This window comes from Nocardioides eburneiflavus, from assembly GCF_004785795.1.
GTDB classification, from domain to species: Bacteria; Actinomycetota; Actinomycetes; order Propionibacteriales; family Nocardioidaceae; genus Nocardioides; species Nocardioides eburneiflavus.
Map to the genome: position 1 here is coordinate 583,153 of NZ_SRRO01000001.1, position 21,400 is coordinate 604,552.

The 21,400-nt window shown below is 72.8% G+C and carries 16 protein-coding genes, 1 tRNA gene and 1 other RNA gene; 4 read left to right on the plus strand and 14 right to left on the minus strand.

The window, feature by feature from the left end:
* The 3 genes from EXE59_RS02760 to ffs all read right to left on the minus strand — a co-directional run bounded on the left by EXE59_RS02760 (position 1) and on the right by ffs (position 2,834).
* Positions 1–390 (minus strand): YbaB/EbfC family nucleoid-associated protein, encoded by a 390-nt coding sequence (locus EXE59_RS02760; protein WP_135837528.1) that lies wholly within the window; start codon positions 388–390, stop codon positions 1–3.
* Positions 391–444: 54 nt separating this feature from the next.
* Positions 445–2,610, minus strand: a complete 2,166-nt coding sequence (locus EXE59_RS02765) for a DNA polymerase III subunit gamma and tau (protein WP_135837529.1) — start codon at positions 2,608–2,610, stop codon at positions 445–447.
* A gap of 133 nt (positions 2,611–2,743) precedes the next feature.
* An RNA gene (gene ffs, locus EXE59_RS02770) (signal recognition particle sRNA small type) lies at positions 2,744–2,834 on the minus strand.
* A gap of 129 nt (positions 2,835–2,963) precedes the next feature.
* Here ffs and EXE59_RS02775 point away from each other — a divergent pair.
* A tRNA-Ser gene (locus tag EXE59_RS02775) sits at positions 2,964–3,049 on the plus strand.
* Positions 3,050–3,116: 67 nt separating this feature from the next.
* Here the strand turns inward: EXE59_RS02775 and tsaD are convergent.
* From tsaD to EXE59_RS02820, 9 genes are all read right to left on the minus strand, one after another.
* Complete coding sequence (gene tsaD / locus EXE59_RS02780) at positions 3,117–4,139, minus strand: tRNA (adenosine(37)-N6)-threonylcarbamoyltransferase complex transferase subunit TsaD (protein ID WP_135837530.1); 1,023 nt, start codon at positions 4,137–4,139, stop codon at positions 3,117–3,119.
* A 3-nt stretch (positions 4,140–4,142) separates the two neighbouring features.
* Positions 4,143–5,444 (minus strand): UDP-N-acetyl glucosamine 2-epimerase, encoded by a 1,302-nt coding sequence (locus EXE59_RS02785; protein ID WP_135837531.1) that lies wholly within the window; start codon positions 5,442–5,444, stop codon positions 4,143–4,145.
* 38 nt (positions 5,445–5,482) lie between these two features.
* Positions 5,483–6,550, minus strand: coding sequence for a sugar phosphate nucleotidyltransferase (locus EXE59_RS02790; RefSeq protein ID WP_135837532.1), 1,068 nt, complete (start codon positions 6,548–6,550; stop codon positions 5,483–5,485).
* Between the two features lie 45 nt (positions 6,551–6,595).
* The gene (locus tag EXE59_RS02795) at positions 6,596–7,834 is read right to left on the minus strand and encodes a S8 family serine peptidase (protein ID WP_135837533.1); all 1,239 of its coding nucleotides are present in this window, start codon (positions 7,832–7,834) and stop codon (positions 6,596–6,598) included.
* On the minus strand, positions 7,834–9,258 hold the full coding sequence (locus tag EXE59_RS02800; RefSeq protein ID WP_135837534.1) for a type VII secretion protein EccB: 1,425 nt from the start codon (positions 9,256–9,258) through the stop codon (positions 7,834–7,836). Before EXE59_RS02800 ends, EXE59_RS02795 begins: the two co-directional genes overlap by 1 nt.
* Before the next feature lie 3 nt (positions 9,259–9,261).
* Positions 9,262–10,644 carry a type VII secretion integral membrane protein EccD gene (gene eccD / locus EXE59_RS02805; RefSeq protein WP_135837535.1) on the minus strand — a complete coding sequence of 461 codons (1,383 nt, stop codon included), beginning with the start codon at positions 10,642–10,644 and terminating at the stop codon, positions 9,262–9,264.
* Between the two features lie 147 nt (positions 10,645–10,791).
* A complete protein-coding gene (locus EXE59_RS02810; RefSeq protein WP_135837536.1) occupies positions 10,792–11,082 on the minus strand; it encodes a WXG100 family type VII secretion target in 291 nt (96 codons plus the stop codon).
* Between the two features lie 39 nt (positions 11,083–11,121).
* Positions 11,122–11,433, minus strand: a complete 312-nt coding sequence (locus tag EXE59_RS02815; protein WP_135837537.1) for a WXG100 family type VII secretion target — start codon at positions 11,431–11,433, stop codon at positions 11,122–11,124.
* Positions 11,434–11,577: 144 nt separating this feature from the next.
* Positions 11,578–12,957 carry a hypothetical protein gene (locus EXE59_RS02820; protein ID WP_135837538.1) on the minus strand — a complete coding sequence of 460 codons (1,380 nt, stop codon included), beginning with the start codon at positions 12,955–12,957 and terminating at the stop codon, positions 11,578–11,580.
* A 114-nt stretch (positions 12,958–13,071) separates the two neighbouring features.
* Between EXE59_RS02820 and eccCa the strand changes: the two genes are divergently transcribed.
* Positions 13,072–17,067: a type VII secretion protein EccCa gene (gene eccCa / locus EXE59_RS02825; protein ID WP_246056451.1), complete on the plus strand. Its 3,996-nt coding sequence runs from the start codon at positions 13,072–13,074 to the stop codon at positions 17,065–17,067.
* Positions 17,068–17,070: 3 nt separating this feature from the next.
* Here eccCa and EXE59_RS02830 read toward each other — a convergent pair whose 3' ends face one another.
* Positions 17,071–18,705, minus strand: a complete 1,635-nt coding sequence (locus EXE59_RS02830) for a helicase HerA-like domain-containing protein (protein ID WP_135837539.1) — start codon at positions 18,703–18,705, stop codon at positions 17,071–17,073.
* A 157-nt stretch (positions 18,706–18,862) separates the two neighbouring features.
* Between EXE59_RS02830 and EXE59_RS02835 the strand changes: the two genes are divergently transcribed.
* Entirely contained in the window at positions 18,863–19,159 is a 297-nt protein-coding gene (locus tag EXE59_RS02835) for a type II toxin-antitoxin system VapB family antitoxin (RefSeq protein WP_135837540.1), read from the plus strand.
* On the plus strand, positions 19,159–19,662 hold the full coding sequence (locus EXE59_RS02840; protein WP_135837541.1) for a LytR C-terminal domain-containing protein: 504 nt from the start codon (positions 19,159–19,161) through the stop codon (positions 19,660–19,662). Before EXE59_RS02835 ends, EXE59_RS02840 begins: the two co-directional genes overlap by 1 nt.
* Before the next feature lie 58 nt (positions 19,663–19,720).
* Here EXE59_RS02840 and EXE59_RS02845 read toward each other — a convergent pair whose 3' ends face one another.
* Positions 19,721–21,244, minus strand: a complete 1,524-nt coding sequence (locus EXE59_RS02845; protein ID WP_135837542.1) for a potassium/proton antiporter — start codon at positions 21,242–21,244, stop codon at positions 19,721–19,723.
* Between the last annotated feature and the right edge of the window lie 156 nt (positions 21,245–21,400).

The following is a 21,400-nucleotide window of genomic DNA, read 5'->3' on the forward strand; positions in this document are numbered from 1 at the left end:
TCAGCCCAGGCCGGGAGGCTGGAAGCCGAGGCCACCGCCGGCACCGCCACCACCGAGGCCGTCGGTGAGCGGGCCGAGCGACTCGCCGGCCAGCGCCTCGGACTTGGCACGGGCGTCACGGTAGGCGGCGACGATCAGGTCGGAGAGGTCCGACAGGTCGTCGGGGTCGCTGCCGTCGAACTCGCCCGCGCGGATCGTGACACCGACGAGCTCGCCCACGCCGTTGGCGGTCACGGTGACGGCGCCGCCGGCGACCGTGCCGTCGACGGTCTGCTCGGCGAGGGCGGCCTGGGCCTCCTCGAGCTGCTGCTGCATCTGCTGGGCCTGCTGCAGCAGGGCGTTCATGTCGAAGCCGCCGCCACCGAGGGCGTCGAAGGGGTTCTGGGTCATCGGGTCTCCCGCAGGGTGGTCGTCGAGGTCGGGCTCGTCGTGGTGGTCATCGGGTCAGTCGTTCCTGATCTCCTCGATCAGCCTGGCGCCGAGCGTCTGGCTGAGCAGGGACTCGGTGTCGAGGGCCGCCGACTCGGCGTCGGGGTCGTCGGGGTCGGCGTCGTCGTCGGGCGAGCGGACCGGGGCAGCGGGCTCCGCCGGACCGCCGCCCGCGCGCGCCGCCTCGAGGGCCTCGCGGGCGGGCGCGGCGGAGACCGGTGGTGCGGCCGGCGGCGCGGGCTCGGAGGTGGGCACGACCGCGTCGCCGGTGACCCAGGCGGGAGGACCGTCGGGGGTCTCCGGCGTCGGCGCGGCAGCCGGCGCAGCGGACGGGTGGGCGGACGGGTGGGGGGCCGGGTCGGTCGCCGCCTGGCGTACGACGGGCGCCTCGGCGGCCGCACCGGACGGGTCGACGATGGACTCCACCCGCCAGTCCATCCCGACGACGTCGATCGCGGACTGCCGCAGGATCTCGTCACAGCCGCCGTTGACGAAGGAGTCGCGCGCACCGGCGTTGGCGAAGCCGACGGTCAGCCGCACGCCGTCGACGTCGACCACGTGGGCGTGCTGCGAGAGCACCATCCACGCGAGGCGGCGGCGGTTCTTGGTCTGCTCGAGGATGTCGGGCCACAGGCGGCGTACGTCGACGAGGCTCAGGCCGCCCCGGGGACCGGCGGGCTGCTCGGCCACGTGCGCGTCAGGGCCTGCCGCTGCGGCCGGGGCGGACGTCGGCTCGGCGACGACGGGCGGTGCCTGCGGCGCGGGTGACGCTTCTGGCGCAGGTGCTCCGGTCGGCATCGGCGGCGGGGGCGGTGGGCCGTCCTGCGCGGGCATCGGCGGCGGAGGTGCCGGCTCGTCGCGCACCGGCGCGGGCGCGGGGGGCTCGGTCCGCGGCGAGCCCGCCTGTGCTGCCGGTGGTGCAGCCTGCGGCTGCGCCGCGCGGGTAGGCACTGCCTGGGTCGGCGCCGGCGCTGGGACGGATGGCGCGGTGGCGGACGGGGTCGGTGCGCCGGTGACGTCCATCCGGCGCTCGAGCCGCTCGAGGCGGGCCATCACCCCGTCGGAGGTGTGGTCGGCGCCCGGCAGCAGCACCCGGGCGCACAGCAGCTCGAGGAGCAGCCTCGGCGCCGTGGCGCCGCGCATCTCGGTGAGGCCGGCGGCCACGATGTCGGCGGCGCGGCTCAGCTCGATCGCGCCGAAGCGTGCCGCCTGGGCCACCAGCCGCTCCCCGGCGTCCTCGGAGACGTCGATGAGGCCGGTGGCGGGTGCGTCGGGCACGGCGGTGACGATCACGAGGTCGCGCAGCCGGCGCAGCAGGTCCTCGGTGAAGCGACGCGGGTCCTGGCCGGTCTCGACGACCTTGTCGACGACCGAGAAGACCGCGGCGCCGTCGCGGGTGGCGAACGCCTCGATCACCTCGTCGAGGAGCGAGTCGGGCGTGAAGCCGAGCAGGTCGCTCGCCAGCTTGTGGGTCACGCCGTCGGGTCCGGCACCGCCGAGCAGCTGGTCGAGGACCGAGAGCGTGTCGCGGGCCGAGCCGGCTCCGGCACGCACCACCAGCGGCAGCGCTGCCGACTCGATCGCGACACCCTCCTCGCCGGCGAGCTGGGTGAGGTAGTCGCTGAGCAGGCGCGGCGGGATCAGCCGGAACGGGTAGTGGTGGGTGCGCGAGCGGATCGTGGGCAGCACCTTGTCGGGCTCGGTGGTGGCGAAGATGAAGCGCAGGTGGGGCGGGGGCTCCTCGACCAGCTTGAGCAGGGCGTTGAAGCCCTGCGTCGTCACCATGTGGGCCTCGTCGATGATGTAGACCTTGTAGCGGTCGCGCACCGGGGCGAAGAACGCCTTCTCCCGCAGGTCGCGGGCGTCGTCCACGCCGCCGTGCGAGGCCGCGTCGATCTCGATGACGTCGATCGACCCCGGGCCGCCGCGGGCGAGGTCGCGGCAGCTGTCGCACTCGCCGCACGGGTCGGAGATCGGCGCCTGCGCGCAGTTGAGCGCGCGGGCGAGGATGCGCGCGGACGTGGTCTTGCCGCAGCCGCGCGGACCGGAGAACAGGTAGGCGTGGTTGACGCGGTTGGCCGCCAGCGCGGCCCGCAGCGGCTCGGTCACGTGGTCCTGCCCGATGACCTCCTGGAAGGTCTCGGGCCGGTAGCGGCGATAGAGCGCGAGCGGTGACTCCACGTCGTGAACCCTAACCGTGCCCACCCACAGCGACCACCGGCAGCATGGGCCTCGGTCCCGACGCGCTCGCCGCGCTCGCCGCGCTCGCTGCTCGACCAGCGGAGGGCGACCACCGGGCAGGGTCCGGACATGAAGAGGCCCCCCACGCACCCGTCAGAGCTCACTTACCCTTGCTGCCTTCCGGCCCTGGGGGAGTTGGGCGAGGTGACGCCGCGTGGGGGGTTGTCGGGGAGTCTAGGCGAGCCCGCGACGGCCACCCAAACCCAGGGCCCGCACGGAGGCCGGGACGGACGCCAGGACGGACGCAGGACGCGATTTCACCGCCCACCGGACCGACCGGTACTCTCCTCGGCGGAGGTATCGCCTAGTGGCCTATGGCGCTCGCTTGGAAAGCGGGTTGGGTTAACAGCCCTCGGGGGTTCGAATCCCCCTACCTCCGCTGACGAAGGCCCCGCACCTCACCCGGTGCGGGGCCTTCGGCGTACGACGGGGTCGGCGCGGCGGGCTCAGAGCAGCTGTGCGGTCTGGAGCTCGATGGTCGGGTGCACCGTCACGTCGAGGCTGGACGGCTTCGCACCGTCGCGGACGAGCAGGTCCCCGATCGCGGCGATCATCGCGCCGTTGTCGGTGCACAGGCTCATGCGCGGCACCCGGAGCTCGATGCCGGCCGTGTCGCAGCGCTCCTGCGCGAGCGAGCGCACCCGGCTGTTGGCCGCGACCCCGCCGACGATCACGAGCGTGTCGACGCGCTGGTCCTGGCAGGCCAGGAGGGCCTTGCGGGTCAGCACGTCGGCCACGGCTTCCTGGAAGCTCGCCGCCGTGTCGGCGACGTCGAGGTCCGGGGTGCGCTCGACGTAGCGCGCGACCGCGGTCTTGAGCCCGGAGAACGAGAACCCCAGCCGGGAGTCGTTGCGCCCGGTCAGCGGGCGCGGGAAGCGTACGGCCGTCGGGTCGCCCGTCGCGGCGACCCGATCGATCACCGGGCCGCCCGGGTAGGGCAGTCCCAGCAGGCGCGCCACCTTGTCGAACGCCTCGCCGGCGGCGTCGTCGAGGGTGTCGGACAGGTGCTCGATGGGCGTACGGGTCAGGTCGCGCACGTGCAGCAGCGAGGTGTGCCCGCCGGACACGATCAGGCCGACGCTGCGCTCCGGGAGCGGGCCGTGGTCGAGCGTGTCCGCCGCGGCGTGGCCGGCGAGGTGGTGCACGCCGTAGAGCGGCAGCCCCGTCGCGGCGGCGATCGCCTTGGCCGCGGCGACGCCGACGTGCAGGGCCGTGGCGAGCCCGGGGCCGGTGGTGACGGCGATGGCGCCGACGTCGTCGAGGGTCAGGCCGGCGTCGTCGAGCGCCGCCCGGATGGTGGGCACGATGGCGTGGACGTGGGCACGGGCGGCGATCTCGGGCACCACGCCCCCGAAGCGCACGTGCTCCTCCATGCTCGACGCGAGCGCCTGGCCGAGCAGGACGCCGTCACGGACCAGGCCGACGCCGGTCTCGTCGCACGAGGTCTCGATTCCGAGGACGATGGTCATGGCTCAGCGCAGCCTCGCCTTGAGCCCGTAGCGCCACTCCTCGGAGATCAGCAGGCTGCCCTCGTCGAGGCGGCGCTCGACCGCGTCGACGAGCATCGCCGAGGCCTTCTCGGGGTAGACGCGCTCCCACGACAGCTCGGCGCGGTGCTCGAAGACGTGGTGGATGACACTGGTCATCAGGTCCTTGTCGACGGGCGGGGCGAGGAAGTTGCTGCCGGCGAGGAAGGTCTCCGAGCGGTCGGAGCCGAATCGCAGGGTCACGCACGGCACCTCGAGGACGTTGGCCTCCTCGACGATGGAGCCGGAGTCGGTCACGATCACCGCGCACATCGACATGGCGGCGACGACGTCGAGGTAGCTGTCCCACACGGGCGTCGAGATCAGCGCGTCGCCGTACCTCGCCTCGAGGTCCTCGAGCCACTGCCGGCGGCCGAAGTTGTCGATGGCCGACTCGGTGCCCAGCAGCCGGATGAACAGCACGTGGTGGCCCTGCTCGAGCAGCGACTCCATCGCGTCCATGAGCAGGTTGAAGCGCTCGCGGTTGGTGGTGTTCTCGCGGCGGTGCACGCAGAACCGCAGGAACGAGCCGTCGCCCATCTGCGGGAACTTCTGGAGCACCTGGTTCTTGTCGCTGCCGGCGATCGCCTGCGCGAGGGCGTCGACGACCGAGTTGCCGACGACGTCGATCGCCGCGGGGGCGAACCCCTCGTCGAGGAGGAACTCGCGGTTGAGCTCGACCGGCGCGGCGTGCAGGTCGGACCCGGCGTCGGCGACGCGGGTGTTGAACTGCTCGGGGGACGGCTCGCGGCTGCCCCTGGACCAGCTGGCGCGGTCGACCGACTGGTCGCGGAACGACGCCCAGTCGAGGTCGGCGCCCTGCTCGATCCACCCGCGCAGCACCTCGGGGCGCGGCGAGAGCGTACGGAGCCCTGCCTCCACGTGCACGAGCGCCTGGCGCTCCCCGAAGGTGGCCAGCGCGCCGGCCATGGCGGTCGTGGTGTCGCCGTGGACGTAGGTGATGGGGAAGCCGCCCCGCTCGGCGAAGCCGCGCAGGTACTGGGCGAGCTTGGCCGTGATGCCCGACACGAGGTCGTTCACGCCGCCGCGGACCTCGAGGTTGATGTCCTCCTGCACCCCGAACTCGTCGAGCATCGACTGCGACAGGTTGTGGTCGTAGTGCTGACCGGTGTGGCAGAGCACGACGTCGTGACCGCGCTCGCGCAGCTCGTGGTAGATCGGCGCCTGCTTGATGATGTCGGGCTTGGTGCCGACGACGACGATGTGCTGGCAGTTCTCGTGGGACATGGGTTCCTTCGACGGGGCGACCGGGGATGGTGCGCGCTTCAGAGGAGATCTTCGCGCGTGCTGGCCGCCAGGAGCGAACGGAGGCGGTCCAGGGTGCCCGTGTCCAGCGCCTTCTGCTTGTCCAGCACGTAGACCGCGTCCTCGTGCGTGACGATGATCAGCCCGCGCGCGCCCAGGGTGACCACCGGGCGTCCGTCCATGCTGGCGACCAGGGTGTCCTCGGCGTCGAGCTGGAGCGCCGGGCCGATCGAGGTGACCCGCTGGTCGTGCAGCACCCCCTCCAGCCGGGTCCAGGTGCCGACGTCGGTCCACCCCAGGCGGCGCGGCACGACCAGGCACTCCATGCCCGCCCACATGAGGGGATAGATCTCGTGGCCGCCGATCGCGGCGCCGCGGTAGCCCTGGTCGGAGGTGTGGCCGCGCGCGAACCGCTCGATCGAGTCGAAGATCAGCGGCAGCGCCGTCCGGTAGGCGTCGCACGCCCGCCCGACCCGTACGCCGTAGCAGGCGGTGTTCCAGTAGAGGGAGCCGGTCTCGCCGAGCTCCTCGACCGTCTCGAGCTCGGGCTTCTCGTGGAAGGACTCGATGACCTCGACGGCGCCGTCGCCACCCTTGGTGTGGATGTAGCCCAGGCTCGGGTCGTAGCGCGTGGGCTCCGCGCCCAGCACGACCATCGACTCGGGTGACTGCTCGAGCTGTGCGAGCATCTCGCGGGAGGCGGCGTTGAACGCCTCCTCCTCGTTGATCAGGTGGTCCGACGGCGCGATCAGCGCGGGCGCGTTGCCGTAGCGGTGCGACAGGGTCGCGACGCTGAGCGCGAAGGCGGTCGCGGGCCCGGCGGGGTCCTCCTCGAGGATCAGGTTGTCCGCGGGCACCGGACCGAGGTTGGCGCGGGCGGCGTCGGCGAAGCGGGCCCGGGTGGAGACGTGGATCCGGCTCGGGTCGACGATCTCGCTGAGGCGCTCGATCGTGCCGGTGAGGAGCGGCCGGTCGCGGACCACGGGCTGGAACTGCTTGGGCGCGCGGTCACGGCTGATCGGCCACAGCCGTGAACCCTGGCCGCCGGCCAGGATGACGGCGATCGGCTCGCCCGAGGTGTCGGTCATGCCACGATTCCACCACGCCGTACCCACCGGTGTCGGGGCAACGGCTCAGGTACGTCGCAGCAGCGGGCGCAGCATCACGACCAGCGCCAGCAGCGCCCCGGCGACCAGCCCGGACCAGAGCAGGATGGCGCGCGGGGTGCTGAACAGGTCGATCCGCTGCGGTGCCGGCGGCGCCTCGGCGTCGGCGCGGGTCTCCCGCTCGGTCGTCTCGACCCGGCCCTGCCGACCCACGGTGACCTCGCGCGTCAGCGCGTCGCGCGCCTGCACGACACCCGCTCCCGACCACGGGTTGTCGAGGGTGCGGTCCTCCCCTCCCCTTGCGACGGCGCCCTCGGTGGTCGCCTCGAGCCGCGCGACGAGCTGGGCGGGGGTGGCCCGGGGGAACCGCTGCCGCAGCAGGGCCATGATCCCGCTGACCTCGGCGGTCGCCCACGACGTCGCGATCTCGCCGACCTCGCAGACCTGGCCGTTGGCGTTGGCGGAGATCGCACCGAGGGTCGGGGCGGCGACGTCGGTGTCGCGGTTGGGCAGGACGTAGGTGCTGGGGTTCTCGTCGCCCGGAGGGGAGGCGCTCACCGCCAGCACACCGGGGTAGTCGGCGGGGAAGACGTCGGCGTCGCTGTCGGGGGTGCCCTTGAATCCCGTGTCGGAGTCGCTCCCCGGCTCCGCGTTGCCCGCCGCGGCGACGACCACCACGTCGAGGGCGACGAGCCGGGCGACGGCGGCCTCGAGCTTCGGGTCCGCCGTGGGCACCGCGAGGGAGATGTTGACGATGTCGACCTGCTGCTGGGGCTGGGCGGCGATGACGGCGTCGATCCCGGCCACGATGCCGGCGGACGTCAGCGCCCGCTCGCCCTGCGTGGTGTCGGCGTCGTCGGCGTCGTAGACCTTGACGTCGAACACCTCCGCGTCGGGGGCGACGCCGCGCGGCCCTGCGATCAGCCCGGCGACGATCGTGCCGTGCCCGGACAGGAACCCGCTGGCCACACCGGGGATCGCCGTCCGCCCGGTCACCGCCAGGCCTTCGACACCCACGACGCCGCTGTCGATGACGGCGACCTTCACCCCCCGACCGGTGGCGAGCTCCTGGGCACGCTCGACGTGCATCCGCTCGAAGGCGAGGTTGTCCTTGGTGTGGGTGTCGGCGAGGCGCTCGGACTCGGGGACCTCACCGGGCAGGCAGGGCGCGTCGTGGTCGGCGGCAGCCGGTGCTGCACCCAGGGACACCACCGAGGCGGCGAGCAGGCCGCCCGCCAGCGACGTACGCAGCAGCGAGCGAGCCATCAGCCGGCGTCCGCCGTCGCGTCCTCGGGCGGCGGTGCGTCGTCGGGCACGCGCCTCGCGCGGTTGGTCGAGAGCACGACACCGGGCTCGAAGAACCGCAGCCACGAGCTCGGGACGACCGCCGGGTCCACGGAGGAGTAGCCGATGTAGTCGGGCACCTCCGGACCGTAGAGGGCGTACTTCTGGCCCTTCGTGTCGATGACGTAGGGGGTGCCGCTGTCGGTCGACTCGTCGGAGCCGGAGAGGACGTAGGCGCCGGCGCTGGGCTCGACGTCGACGGCGTGGCGACCCCGTCGCACCTCGGCCTCGACGGGGTCGGCGGCTCCGGTCGGGTTGGTCGCCAGGCTGACCATGGGGGCGGCGCCGGGCTCGGGGTGCAGCACGGCGCACATCGCGCCGGTGCCCACGGCCTGGGGCAGGCCGGAGGGCCACTCCTCGGGGATCTTCGCGTCACCGAAGGAGGCGTAGAGCCGGTCGGGGATCTCGGTGGCGGGCTCACCGACCACGTCGTAGACCATCGCCGCGAAGTCGTTCAGCCGCTCGGGCTTCTCGTCGCCGAGGAGGTAGTAGGTGCCCTCGCTGGACACCAGCAGGTCGCCGATGCGGTAGCGCGACAGGTCGGTGCCGGTGTCACCGTAGGGCACTCGCTCGCCGCCCCGGGTCACCCCGAACGAGGACTCCTCGAGCGGCTCGCCGATCCGGAAGAGGTCGAGCCACTCCTCGTCGACCTCGGTCGCGGTCGCCGCGAAGCCGAGCCGATCGCCCACGGTGGAGGCCTGGGTCTCGTCGGCGGGCATCGGGATGCGGTAGGCGGTGCCCTGATCGCTGCCGACGCCGGGCGCGGTGGCGATCAGCCACTGCTGCCCCTTGCTGGAGACCAGGAAGGCAGAGGCCGTGAGGTCCTCGACGGTGGGGGTCTGCTGCAGCGCGACCTTGATGCCGGTGTCGGCGGCGGTGCACGCGGTCCAGCCGTCGTCGACGAGCTCGCCGGCGGAGGGCAGGCCGGCGGGCGCGCCCTCGATGCCGAGGTCCTCGCCGAGCTGGACGGTGCGGATGTACTTGTCGCGCACGGTGTAGGGCGTCAGCTCGTCCTCGCCGAGCAGGAGCTGCGCCGAGACGTAGTTGGGGACCCTCTGGAGCACTGGGTCGTCGCCGCCGCGCAGCACGACGTACTGCTCGCCGGTGTCCTTGGAGATGACGAAGCTGCCCTTGTCGAGCCACTGCGCCGGAGGACGACCGAGCAGGAACCCGGCGATCGCCGCCCCGGCCAGGAGCAGCACCGACAGGGCGACACCACCGATCAGCACCCGTCCGGGGCGGACGGGCTCGACCTCGCGGCCACCCGGGGCGCCCGAGACGAAGGCGGTGACCAGGCGGCGGCGGCTGAAGGCGTGGGCCTCGACGAGGTCCTTCTTGGTCGCCATCGCTCAGCCCGCCACCGCGGAGACGAACCCGGCCGCCAGGACCATCAGCGGCAGCAGCGCCAGGAGCGTCATCGTCTCGACGACGTCGCCCATCCGGCCGCGGCGTACGGATGCGGACGCCGGCACCAGGGTCAGGGACAGCAGCACGGCGCCGATGCCGGCCAGGCCGATGGCGGCTCCCGCGCGCCACCCGTCGTGGTTGAGCAGCATCGACACGGCGACCGAGACCAGGCCGAGGATGCCCGAGACGAGCCCCGCGAGCACCTCCGCTCCGGTGCGGTACTGGCGGGTGCGGAACATGACGGCGAGGCAGCACACGGCAGCCAGGATCGTGCCGTAGACCCCGCGGCCGACCGCGAAGGGCGCGAGGAGGACGAGCAGGGTGCCGACCGTGGCGGAGACCGCGAGCAGGATCTCGTGGCCCGTGCGGGCGTCGCCGGCCACCTCGTCGGGGTCGATCTCGTCAGGGTCGGCAGTGATGTCGTGCAGGGAGTAGAGCTGGTCGACGCTGGTGCCGGTGACCCCGAGCGCGAGCCACGGGAAGATGCTGCCGGCCAGCACGACGAGGGTCAGCAGCACCGTGAAGACGGTGTCCGGCTCCAGCGACGCCACCTGGACCAGGACGGAGCTGGCGACCAGGACCGCACCCACGACGATGGCGGGGATGACCAGCGGCCGGCCGTCCTGCAGGCCGACGACAGCGACGAGGCCGACGGCGAGGATGCCGAGCCCGGCGAAGAGCAGAGGAGCGGTGAAGAAGGCGTCGTCCAGGGGCCAGCTCCAGTCGGGCAGGTCGCCCGGGGCCAGCAGGAGGCCCGCGGCGCCGGCGTAGACCGCGGCGAGCAACGAGACCACCACGCCGGCCTCGGGCTCACCCTGGGCGCGGGCCAGCACGATGCCGCCGACGACCAGCAGCGCTGCGATGACGGCAGCGGCGACGCCGCCGAGCAGGCTCTCGCCCTGGAGCAGGAGGGCCAGGGCGCCGAGGCCGAGCAGGATGCTGCCGGCACCGAGGGCCGTACGCCGCCCGGCCGCGGCCTCCCACGGCTTGAGCTCGTTCTCGACGACGTCGGCCATCGCCTCGACCACGTCGTCGTAGACGCGGGGCGCCTTGTCGTCGACACCGGCGGTGACGGTCAGCAGGCCGCCGTCCTCGATGCCCTGCATCGTCAGGCCCGCGTCGTTGGCCAGGGTCCGGCCCTCCTGCGTCACCAAGCGGTAGCCGCCATAGACGGTGGAGGCGTCGAGGAGCCCGACCGACCGGGCGAGCTCGGGGACGAGCTCGGCGACCGGGATCGAGCCCGGCAGCACCAGATCGACGCGGCGCGACCCCGAGGCGATGGTCACCCGGACCAGGCCGGAGGCGACCGAGGACCCCTGACTCATTGGTGTTCCCCCTGTGTGTGCTGCACCTGCGCCCGCCCGAGGGGCCGGAGCACTGAACGGGGAGCAGCCTAGGCGAAAGCGGCTCCCGAGACGCCGCGAGGCCGATCATCCCCGGAGGGACGACCGGCCTCGAACGATGCGCGTGGCTCAGAAGCGGTTGGCACCGCGAGCGTCGGCGGCCTTGTACTCGGCGTTGGACGCGTCGACGCCCTGGCTGGCCTGCTGGAGCAGGAGGGTCATCTCCTGCATGGCCTGGTCCCACTTGGCCTTGGCCTGGTCGTACGCCATCTTGGCGTTACCGTTCCAGTCCGACTTCAGGGGGTTGAGGTCGTTCTCGAGCTGGTCGAGGCGGGCCTCGATGTCCTTGGCGGCCTTCATCACGTCGGCGGCGCCGGTCTCGAGGCTGCCGTGCTGGACCTTGATTCCGTCGAAAGTCATTGTCTCGATCTCCTAGATCTCAGGTGTCGGGTGCCGGCGTCAGCCGAGACGGCCCTGGAGGTTGGCGTGGGTGGAGGACTGGGCCTCGTCGGTCGAGACGTTGTCGCGCTCGGTCTCCTTCATCGAGGCCGAGAGCTGGTCGAGGGCCTTGAGGATGGTCTCCTGCTTCTGGTCCCAGGCGATCATGAGGTTGTTGAACGCGGTGGCACCCTGGCCGCCCCATCCACCCATCATCGTCTGGATGTTGCCGGAGAGGACGCCGCACTTGTTCTTGACGTCGCCGCGGGCCTGGTCAACGAAGTCGGCGCCCTTGGAGAGGGCCTTCTCTGTCTGGCCGTACATCTCGCTCATGGAAAGATCCTTCTCCCTCGGCGGCCGAGCCGACCGAGATTCTCGTGTGTTGGGTGATCCACTGGACTGGTGGTCCGGTGCTCGGGGAGACGTCCCGGCCCCCCGCGCTGACGAGCATCTACCCGACGAAATCGGGGCTAAACATCACGACGTCATTTCCCACAGGCGGCGGAAGACGCCGGCCGCGACGACCGCCGCGGCGAAGGCGAAGCTGCCGCAGAGCGACTCGGCGACCTCGGCCCGGCGCGACCACCACACCGAGCGCCAGCCGCGACCGGTCGCGACGGCCGCGACGAGGGCGATGACGCCGAGCCCGACCGCGACGTAGATGAACGTGTCGACGTGTCCGGCACCCGCGCCCGCGACCAGGTGGATCGCGAGCGCCGCCAGCGCGCCGAGCCCGGCCAGCCGCAGCAGCGCCCGCGCCACGGAGTGCCGGTAGGAGCGGGCGGCCAGCAGCAGCGAGCAGCCCGCGAAGAAGACCAGGCAGCGGGCGCCGATGCGGTCGAGGTCGATGCTCGCGCTGTGGAGCAGGAGCGGGCTGGCGACGACCACGGACACCAGGATCGCGGCGGCCGCGGCGGTGACGGTGCGGGAGGCCCGGCGCACGAGTCGCTCCATCGCGGCGGCGGACACCACGATCCGCCCCCGCCGTCCCGAGCGCTGGCTGTCGCGGGCCGACCAGGCCGTCACGGCGAGCCGGTCGAGGTCGAGGAGCGCGTCGTCGGGCACGTCGACGGCGAGCGACGGCGCGAAGCGTGCCGCCATCATCGAGCCGAAGACGAGCAGCGTCCAGGCGACGCGGGCGTCCCACCCGAGCAGGGCCGGCACGGCGCAGCAGGCGAAGACGGTGAGCCCGCCGACGATCCACACCGTGCTCACCTCGTCGCCCACCACCGCGAGCGCCCGCCCGATCCCGGCGACCACGGCCGCGGACATGGCGGCGGCGCCGAGGATCGCGGGGAGGAGGTGCACGCCGGGCTCGTAGAGGGCGGCGAAGGCGGCCGCTGCGGCGAAGGCAGGCGCGGCGGCCGCGCGCTGGCGGGCGTGGCGCCCGTAGGGCAGCGCGCCGACGAGGGCGCAGGCGAGCAGGACCCCGACCGCGGCGGTCCGCACGGTCTCCTCGCCCGAGCGCCCGGCGTACCAGCCGGCGAGCGCGGCGACGACCGCGCCCACCGCGGCGACCAGCGAGGCCAGCTCGGGGGTCTCGGGCGCGTTCTTGGCGGCCTCGAGCATCGTCACCCTGCGCGGACGGTGCACCCCGGTGGTCGCGACGAGGACGTCACCGGGCTGGACGCCGGCCTCCCCCAGCGGGACGGCGGCGTTGAGCCGCTCGCCGAGCGCGGTCTGCAGGAGCGGGATGCCCGCCACGTCCCCCACCTCGGCGGCCTGCCTGGCGTACTCGCGAGCGACGTCGACCGGGGTCGCGCCGGTGGGCACGACGAGGTCGAGCACACCGGCCGGGCCGTGGATGCTCAGCGGGATGGTCGCACCAGCGTTGCTGGGCATCGCGACGTCCGACACGGATTCCCCCTTCGCGTGCATCGGGCGGGCGCTTCTGCGTGCACGATAGTCGCGGCGGTGCAGGAGCACACCTATCATCGTCGCGACTTCATCGGGTGAGGCAACGGGGGATGCGTGAGCACGACACTGCGGGGCGGACAGCGGCTCGACGAGCCGGAGATGCCGGGCGGCCAGATCGTCCTGCAGCCACCGCCGGAGCTCCAGGAGGGCGAGGGCGCCGGCGGCGTGCTGATGAACGCCATCCCGATGCTGGGCAGCCTCGGCTCGATCGTGCTCGTCGCCACGATGGGCGGCGCCAACCGCAGCCGCAGCTTCCTCGCGGCCGGCATGTTCCTCTTCGCCACGCTCGGCTTCATCATCGTGCAGATCGACCGCCAGCGTAAGCAGCGCGCGCAGCAGGTCACCGGCTCGCGGACCGAGTACCTCCGCTACCTCAGCAACATCCGCAAGGTGGCCCGCGACGCGGCCGACCAGCAGCGCCGCGCGCTGAACTGGCACCACCCCGAGCCGTCCGCCCTGCCCTCGCTCGCCGAGGACCGGACGCGGCTGTGGGAGCACACCGCCTCCGACGACAACTTCCTGCACGTGCGCTACGGCCTGTGCTCGCAGCCCCTGTCGCTCGAGCTGGTCCCCCCGGAGAGCGCGCCGGTGGACCAGGTCGACCCTGCCGCGGCGTCCGCCCTGCACCGGCTGCTGGTCGTCCACCGCCTCCAGCCCAACCTGCCGGCCTCGATCGACCTGCGCGCCTTCGACCGGATCGAGCTGTGCGGCGGCGCCGAGGAGGTCCGCTCGACCGCCCGCGCGATGATCTGCTCGGCGACGGCCTTCCAGAACCCCGACCAGCTGATCGTCGCCGTGCTCAGCTCCGAGCAGAACCTGACCCACTGGGACTGGGTCAAGTGGCTGCCCCACGCCCAGAGCACCCGCGAGGCCGACGCGGTCGGCCCGATGCGGCTGGTGTCGACCTCGCTCGACGACCTGGGCAACCTGCTGCCGCCCGACCTCAGCGACCGGCCCCGGTTCGGCGCCGACGAGCGCGCGGCGACGCCGCACATCCTGCTCGTCATCGACGGCGGTCACCTGCCTCCCGGCAACCACATCGTCCCGCCCGACGGCCTCCACGGCGTGACGCTCCTCGACCTGCCGAGCCGCTGGGACGAGCTCGAGGACTCCACGCGCCTGCGCCTCGAGTTCGCCGACGCCCCCGACGAGCTCGGCAAGCGCCCCGTGCAGGCACTGCGGCTGCGCGGCGAGCCGGTCAAGGCGCTCGCCGACCAGTGCGACGTCGCCACCGCGGAGGCGTTCGCCCGACGCATCGCCCCGCTCAAGACCGCGAGCGCCGAGTCCGCCTCGGCCGGCGGCGTCGTCGACATCACGTCCACGACGCCCGACCACATGGACCTGCTCGGCCTCGGCGACATCTTCGCCTACGACCCCGCGACGGCGTGGCGCCCGCGTCCGGTCCGCGACCGGCTGCGCGTACCGATCGGCATCGGCGACTCCGGCGGGCTGATCCACCTCGACATCAAGGAGTCCGCCCAGCAGGGCATGGGTCCCCACGGCCTCGTGATCGGTGCGACCGGCTCCGGGAAGTCGGAGTTCCTCCGCACGCTGGTGCTCGGCCTGGTGATGACCCACTCCTCCGAGCAGCTCAACCTCGTGCTCGTCGACTTCAAGGGTGGCGCCACCTTCGCCGGCATGGCCGACATGCCGCACGTGTCGGCCGTCATCACCAACCTCGCCAACGAGCTCACCCTCGTCGACCGCATGCAGGACGCCCTGTCCGGCGAGATGACCCGACGCCAGGAGCTGCTGCGCGACGCCGGCAACTACGCCTCGGTCCGCGACTACGAGAAGGCCCGCGCCAACGGCGAGCCGCTCGAGCCGATGCCGTCGCTGTTCATCGTGGTCGACGAGTTCTCCGAGATGCTCTCGGCCAAGCCGGAGTTCATCGACCTCTTCGTCGCCATCGGCCGCCTCGGCCGCTCGCTCGGCCTGCACCTTCTCCTCGCCTCGCAGCGGCTCGAGGAGGGGCGCCTGCGCGGCCTCGAGTCCCACCTGTCCTACCGGGTCGGCCTGCGCACCTTCTCGGCCGGCGAGTCTCGCGCGGTGCTCGGCGTCCCGGACGCCTACGAGCTCCCCGCCGTGCCGGGCCTCGGCTACCTCAAGCCCGACCAGTCCACGCTGCTGCGGTTCAAGGCGGCGTACGTCTCGGGGCCGCCGTCGAGCCGCACCCGGGTCACGCGCGACGAGGGCGGCGCGATTCGCGGCATCCTGCCGTTCACCATCTCCGAGGTGCAGGCCCTCGAGCCGACCGAGGAGGTCACCGAGGTCGCGACACCGCAGCCGCAGCAGGGCGAGCAGCCGTCGCTGCTCGACATCGCCGTGCAGCGGATGGTCGGCAAGGGCCCGGAGGCGCACCAGGTGTGGCTGCCGCCGCTCGACGTGCCCGACACCCTCGACGAGCTCATGCCCGACCTCGTCGAGAGCCCCGACCTCGGGCTCACCTCGCCGCAGTGGCGCAACGTGCCCGGCCTGGTCATCCCGCTCGGCACCGTCGACCGCCCGCGCGAGCAGCGCCGCGACACCATGACGCTCAACCTCACCGGCGCCGCCGGCCACGTCGCCGTCGTCGGCGGGCCGCGCTCGGGCAAGAGCACCCTCCTGCGCAGCATCGTCACGAGCATGGCGCTGGTGACGACCCCGCTGGAGTCGCAGTTCTTCGTCCTCGACTTCGGTGGCGGCACGTTCGCCCCGCTGACCCGGCTGCCGCACGTCTCGGGCGTCGCGACGCGCTCCGAGCCCGACGTCGTACGCCGGGTGATGGCCGAGGTCGAGGGCATCGTCGACCGGCGTGAGGCCTACTTCCGCGAGAACGGCATCGACTCCATCGAGACCTACCGCTCGCGGCGCACCCAGGGGCGCGCCGACGACGGCTGGGGCGACGTCTTCCTCGTCATCGACGGCTGGAGCACGTTGCGCGCGGAGTTCGACAACCTCGAGATGGAGATCCAGCAGCTCGCCGCGCGCGGCCTCACCTTCGGCCTGCACATCGTCACCGCGTCCACCCGCTGGGCCGACTTCCGCGCCGCGATGCGCGACGTCTTCGGCTCCAAGCTGGAGCTGCGCCTCGGCGACCCGCTCGACTCCGAGGTCGACCGGAAGGTCGCCGCCCTCGTGCCGGTCGGCCGCCCCGGACGCGGCCTGGTGCCGTCCAAGCTGCACTTCCTCGGCGCGCTCCCGCGCATCGACGGCGACGGCAGCGCCGACACGCTCGGCGACGGCGTCGACGACCTCATCGACCGGATGGCGGCGGCCTGGAAGGGCCCGCAGGGTCCCAAGCTGCGCCTGCTGCCCGAGCTGGTCACCCTCGAGGCGATCCGCGAGGACGCGGTGCGCCGCCAGGTCCCCGAGAAGCAGATCCTGCTCGGCATCAACGAGAAGGAGCTCGCGCCCATCGGCCTCGACGTCGACGCCGAGCCGCACATGCTCATCTTCGGCGACGGCCAGTCGGGCAAGAGCGCCCTGCTGCGCACGTACGTCCACGAGATCATGCGCACGCGCACCCCCAAGGAGGCGCAGATCGTCCTCGTCGACTACCGCCGCTCGATGCTCGGCGAGGTCCCCGACGAGTACCTGCTCAACTACCTCACCTCCGCCACCCAGGCCACGCCGACGCTCAAGGACATCGCGAGCTACCTCGAGGGCCGGATCCCGGGCCCCGACGTGACGCCCGAGCAGCTGCGCAACAGGTCGTGGTGGACCGGGGCCGAGGTGTTCGTCGTGGTCGACGACTACGACCTGGTCGCGACGGCGCAGTCCTCGCCCGTCTCGTCGCTGCAGCCGCTGATGGCGCAGGCGCGCGACGTCGGGCTGCACGTCGTCGTGGCGCGGCGTACGGGTGGTGCGTCCCGCGCGCTCTACGAGCCCGTCATCCAGTCGCTGCGCGACCTCGCGATGCCCGGCGTGATGCTGTCGGGCCCGCGCGACGAGGGCGTCCTCATCGGCAACCTCCGCCCGCAGCCGGCCCCCGAGGGCCGCGCGCGCGTCGTGACCCGCGACGGGGGGACGCAGACCGCGCAGCTGGCCTGGCTCGAGCCGACGATGTGAGCGTCAGCGGCGCCCGCTCTTGAACATCCCGCGCGCGATCTCGCGGGCGGCGGTGCGCATGAAGTCCTTGAACGCCGTCGACTTCACGACGGTCTCCATCATCGAGTCCGGTTCCGCGGCGGGCTTGCGCGTCGACCTCTGCGTCGACTTCTCGGTGACGCGCGCGTTCTTCTGCTCGCGCGCCATCTCCTTGATCCGGGCGTCCTCGGCGGCCTTGCGCGCACCCTCCTCGAGCTTCTTGGCGAGGAGCTCGCGGGCGGACTCGCGGTCGATGGCCCCGGCGTACCTCGCGGTGAGCGGGGACGCCGCGACGGCGGCCTCCATCGCGGACGCCTCCGCCGCGTCCATCAGCGACTCGGGCGCCCGCAACCGGGTCCAGGCGACCGGGGTGGGTGCCCCGCGCTCGTTCATGACCGTCACGACGGCCTCGCCGATCCCCAGCGACGTGATCACCTCGCCGAGGTCGTCGTAGGCGCTGGTCGGATAGGTGTTCACGGTCGCCTTCAGCGCCTTGGCGTCGTTGGGGGTGTGCGCCCGGAGCTGGTGCTGGATCCGCGAGCCGAGCTGGGCGAGCACCTCGTCGGGGACGTCGGTGGGCGACTGCGTCACGAAGAAGACGCCCACGCCCTTGGAGCGGATGAGCCGTACGGTCTGGGCGATCTGGTCGAGGAAGGCGTCGGAGGCGTCGTCGAAGAGCAGGTGCGCCTCGTCGAAGAAGAAGACCAGCTTGGGCTTGTCGAGGTCGCCCTCCTCGGGCAGGTCGTGGAACAGGTCCGCGAGCAGCCACATGAGGAAGGTCGAGAACAGGGCGGGGCGGTCCTGGAGGTTCGGCAGCTCGAGGAGGCTGACGATGCCGCGGCCGTCCTCGGTCGTGCGCAGGAACTCCTTCGTCTCGAACTCGGGCTCGCCGAAGAACACGTCGGCGCCCTGTGCCTCGAACGCGACCAGCTCGCGCAGGATCACCCCGGCCGTCTGCGGCGAGAGCCCGCCGATCGTCTTGAGCTCGGCCTTCCCGGCCTCGTCGCCGGTGAGGTACTGCAGGACGGCACGCAGGTCGGCGAGGTCGAGCAGGGGCAGGCCCTGCTTGTCGCAGTAGTAGAAGACCAGGCTGAGCGAGGACTCCTGGGTCTCGTTGAGGCCGAGCACCTTGGCCAGCAGCGTCGGGCCGAACGCGCTCATCGTGACCCGGACCGGCACGCCGATGCCCTCGCCGCCGATGGCGTAGAACTCCGTCGGGAAGCCGGTCGCGGTCCACTGCTGGCCGACGCTGGACGTACGCGCAGTGAGCTTGTCGCTCGGCTCGCCGGGGACGCTGATGCCGGACAGGTCGCCCTTGATGTCGGCGGCGAAGACCGGGACGCCGTGGGCGCTGAGCTGCTCGGCGAGCAGCTGGAGGGTCTTCGTCTTGCCGGTGCCGGTGGCGCCCGCGACGAGGCCGTGGCGGTTGAGCATGCCGAGCGGGATCCGGACCCGTACGTCGGCGAGGTTCTCCGCGTCGAGCATCAGGCCGCCGAGCTCGAGGGCCGGGCCCTCGAAGCGGTAGCCGGCGGCGACCGCCTCCGAGATCGGGTCGGCCGGAGCTGCCGGCTCCGGCGCGGCCTCGGTCGGCGTCGGCTCTGCCTCAGGGGTCTCGGTCATGTCGCGAGCCTAGCTGCGAGCGACGGAGTCGCGCGGAGCGTGGCGAGGGAGGTCGAGTAGCCCCGCGCACGAGGCACGAGGTCGCGACGGGCGTATCGAGACCCGGAGCCTGGCCAGCGCGTGGGGCGACGACGAGGGCGTCGATATAGTCACCGGCGTGATCTTCAAGCGGGTGGGCGACGGCCGGCCCTACCCCGACCACGGGCTGGACTCGCGCGGCTGGGCGGACCTGCCCCCGCGCCAGGTGCGGCTCGACGAGCTGGTGACCACCAAGGACACCCTCCGCCTCGACGCCCTGCTCGACGAGGACTCGACGTTCTACGGCGACCTGTTCGCCCACGTCGTGGAGTGGCGCGGCGACCTCTACCTCGAGGACGGCCTGCACCGCGCGCTGCGGGCCGCGCTCCAGCAGCGCAGCGTGCTGCACGCCCGCGTGCACCAGGCGGACGGCTGATGAGCGGCGCCCTCCGGTCCGCCCTCACGCTCGCGGTGCTCGCCGTGCTGGTGCTCATCGCCGCGGTGTGGGGCTGGGCCGCGCTGACGGCGCCGCTCCCCCGGGAGGAGCCCGTCGCGATCTGCGAGGACGAGACCGTCACCGCCGGCTCGGAGGTGCGCCGCGACCAGGTCGTGGTCAGCGTCTTCAACGGGAGCGGGCGCAGCGGCCTGGCGGGCGCGACGAGCGCGCAGCTCGCCGAGCGGGGCTTCGTGGAGGGCGACATCGGCGACTCCCCCCTGCCTGCGACCACCACCCAGATCTGGTCCGCCGACCCGACGAACCCCGCGGTCCTGCTCGTCAAGAGGCAGTTCAGGAGGGCCGAGGTCGTGCAGGGCGAGGCCCTCGGCCCGGGCATCGTCGTCGTGGTCGGCGAGAACTTCCAGGCGCTGCGCAAGAAGCAGGTCGAGTCCGTCGTCACCAAGGCCGACGCCACCTACTGCCGGGCCACCGGCTCGGAGTGACCCGCGCGGCCCGGCCGGTCGACGGTCCGACGGGTCGGCGGGCCGACGTCCGTACGGGTCAGTCGCGGTCGCGGTCGCGCCGTGACGGGTCGCCCAGCCACAGGGCGAGACGCCCGCTCTCCGAGACCTGTCGCATCCGGGCCTCGGTGGCCTCGCGCAGCTTGCGGGGCGTGACCACCACGAGGTCGTCGCCGTGGCGCAGGACCGTACGACGCTCCGGGACGAGCACCTCCCCTGAGCGGATCACCAGCGAGACCGACGCCCCCTGGGGCAGCCGCAGCTCGCCGACCTCGACGCCGTGCATCTTCGACGTCGGCGCGATGGTGACCTGCAGGAGGTCGGCGGCCACCTTGTCGAGCGGCGCGGCCTCCACGTCGAGACCGCGCGGTTCGGAGCGTCGCGCCACCCCGAGCCGGCGCGCCACCCACGGCAGGGTCGGACCGGTCAGGAGGGTGTAGACGACGACCATCACGAAGACGATGTCGAACAGGTCGTCGGCACCCTCGACGCCCTCCGACAGCGGGATGGTGGCCAGCACGATCGGCACCGCGCCGCGCAGGCCGGCCCACGAGATGAAGGCGAGGTCGCGCGAGCCCATCGGCTGGACGACGCTGCTGACCAGCACCGACAGGGGTCGCGCGACGAGCGTGAGGACGAGGCCTGTCACGAGCGCCTGCACGACGGTGTCGAGGTCGATCCTGCTCGGGGAGAGCAGGAGCCCGAGCATCACGAACAGCCCGATCTGCGCCAGCCACGCGACGCCCTCCGCGAACGAGCGCGTCGCCACCCGGTGCGGCAGCTCGCTGTTGCCGAGGATGAGCGCGGCGACGTAGATCGCGGCGAACCCGGAGGCGTGCAGGGCGGAGGACGCGCCGTACGCGGTGAACGCCAGGCACAGCACCGCGAGCGGGTACAGACCGGAGGACGGCAGAGCGACCCGGCGCATCACCCAGGCGCCGGCGAAGCCGCAGGCGACGCCGACGAGACCACCGGCGAGGAGCTCGAAGACGATGATGCCGCTGGTGGCGAGCAGCCCCGACTCCCCCACCGCGCCGGTGGAGATGATGCCCACCAGCACGACGGTGGGCGCGTCGTTGAGCCCGGACTCCGCCTCGAGCGCGCCGGTGAGGCGCTTGGGCAGCGGCAGCGCACGCAGCACCGAGAAGACGGCCGCCGCGTCGGTCGGCGAGCAGATCGCGCCGAGCAGGACGGCGAGCTCCCACGGCAGCCCGAGGAGGTAGTGGGCGCCGACCGAGACCACGGCGACCGAGACCGCCACGCCGACCGTCGCCAGGGACATGCCGAGCCGGACGCTCGACCTCATCTGCCGCCAGTCGGTGGTAAGGCCACCCTCGGCGAGGATCACGGCGAGGGCGCCGAACCCGAGCGCGTGGGCCAGCTGGGCGTCCTCGAACTGGATCCCGAACGGGCCGCCCTCCCCCAGCAGCACCCCGATGAACAGGTAGAAGAGCAGCGAGGGGAGCCCGACACCCGCGGACACCCGGACGGCCAGGATCGCCGCCAGCGTCACGACCGCGCCGACCAGCACGAACACGTCGAGCTGGTGGACGTCGAACGTCATGCACACCTCGTGTCGCTCGCGGGTTCGGGACCGTGCCGATCCTATCGGCCACCAGGTGCCCGGGCGGCGGCCTTCACCGGCCGTGGACGCCTCGGGCGTGGACCTGCCCGGAGCCTCGTTGGGGCAGAATCAAGCCGCCGGAAGGACGTTTGACGG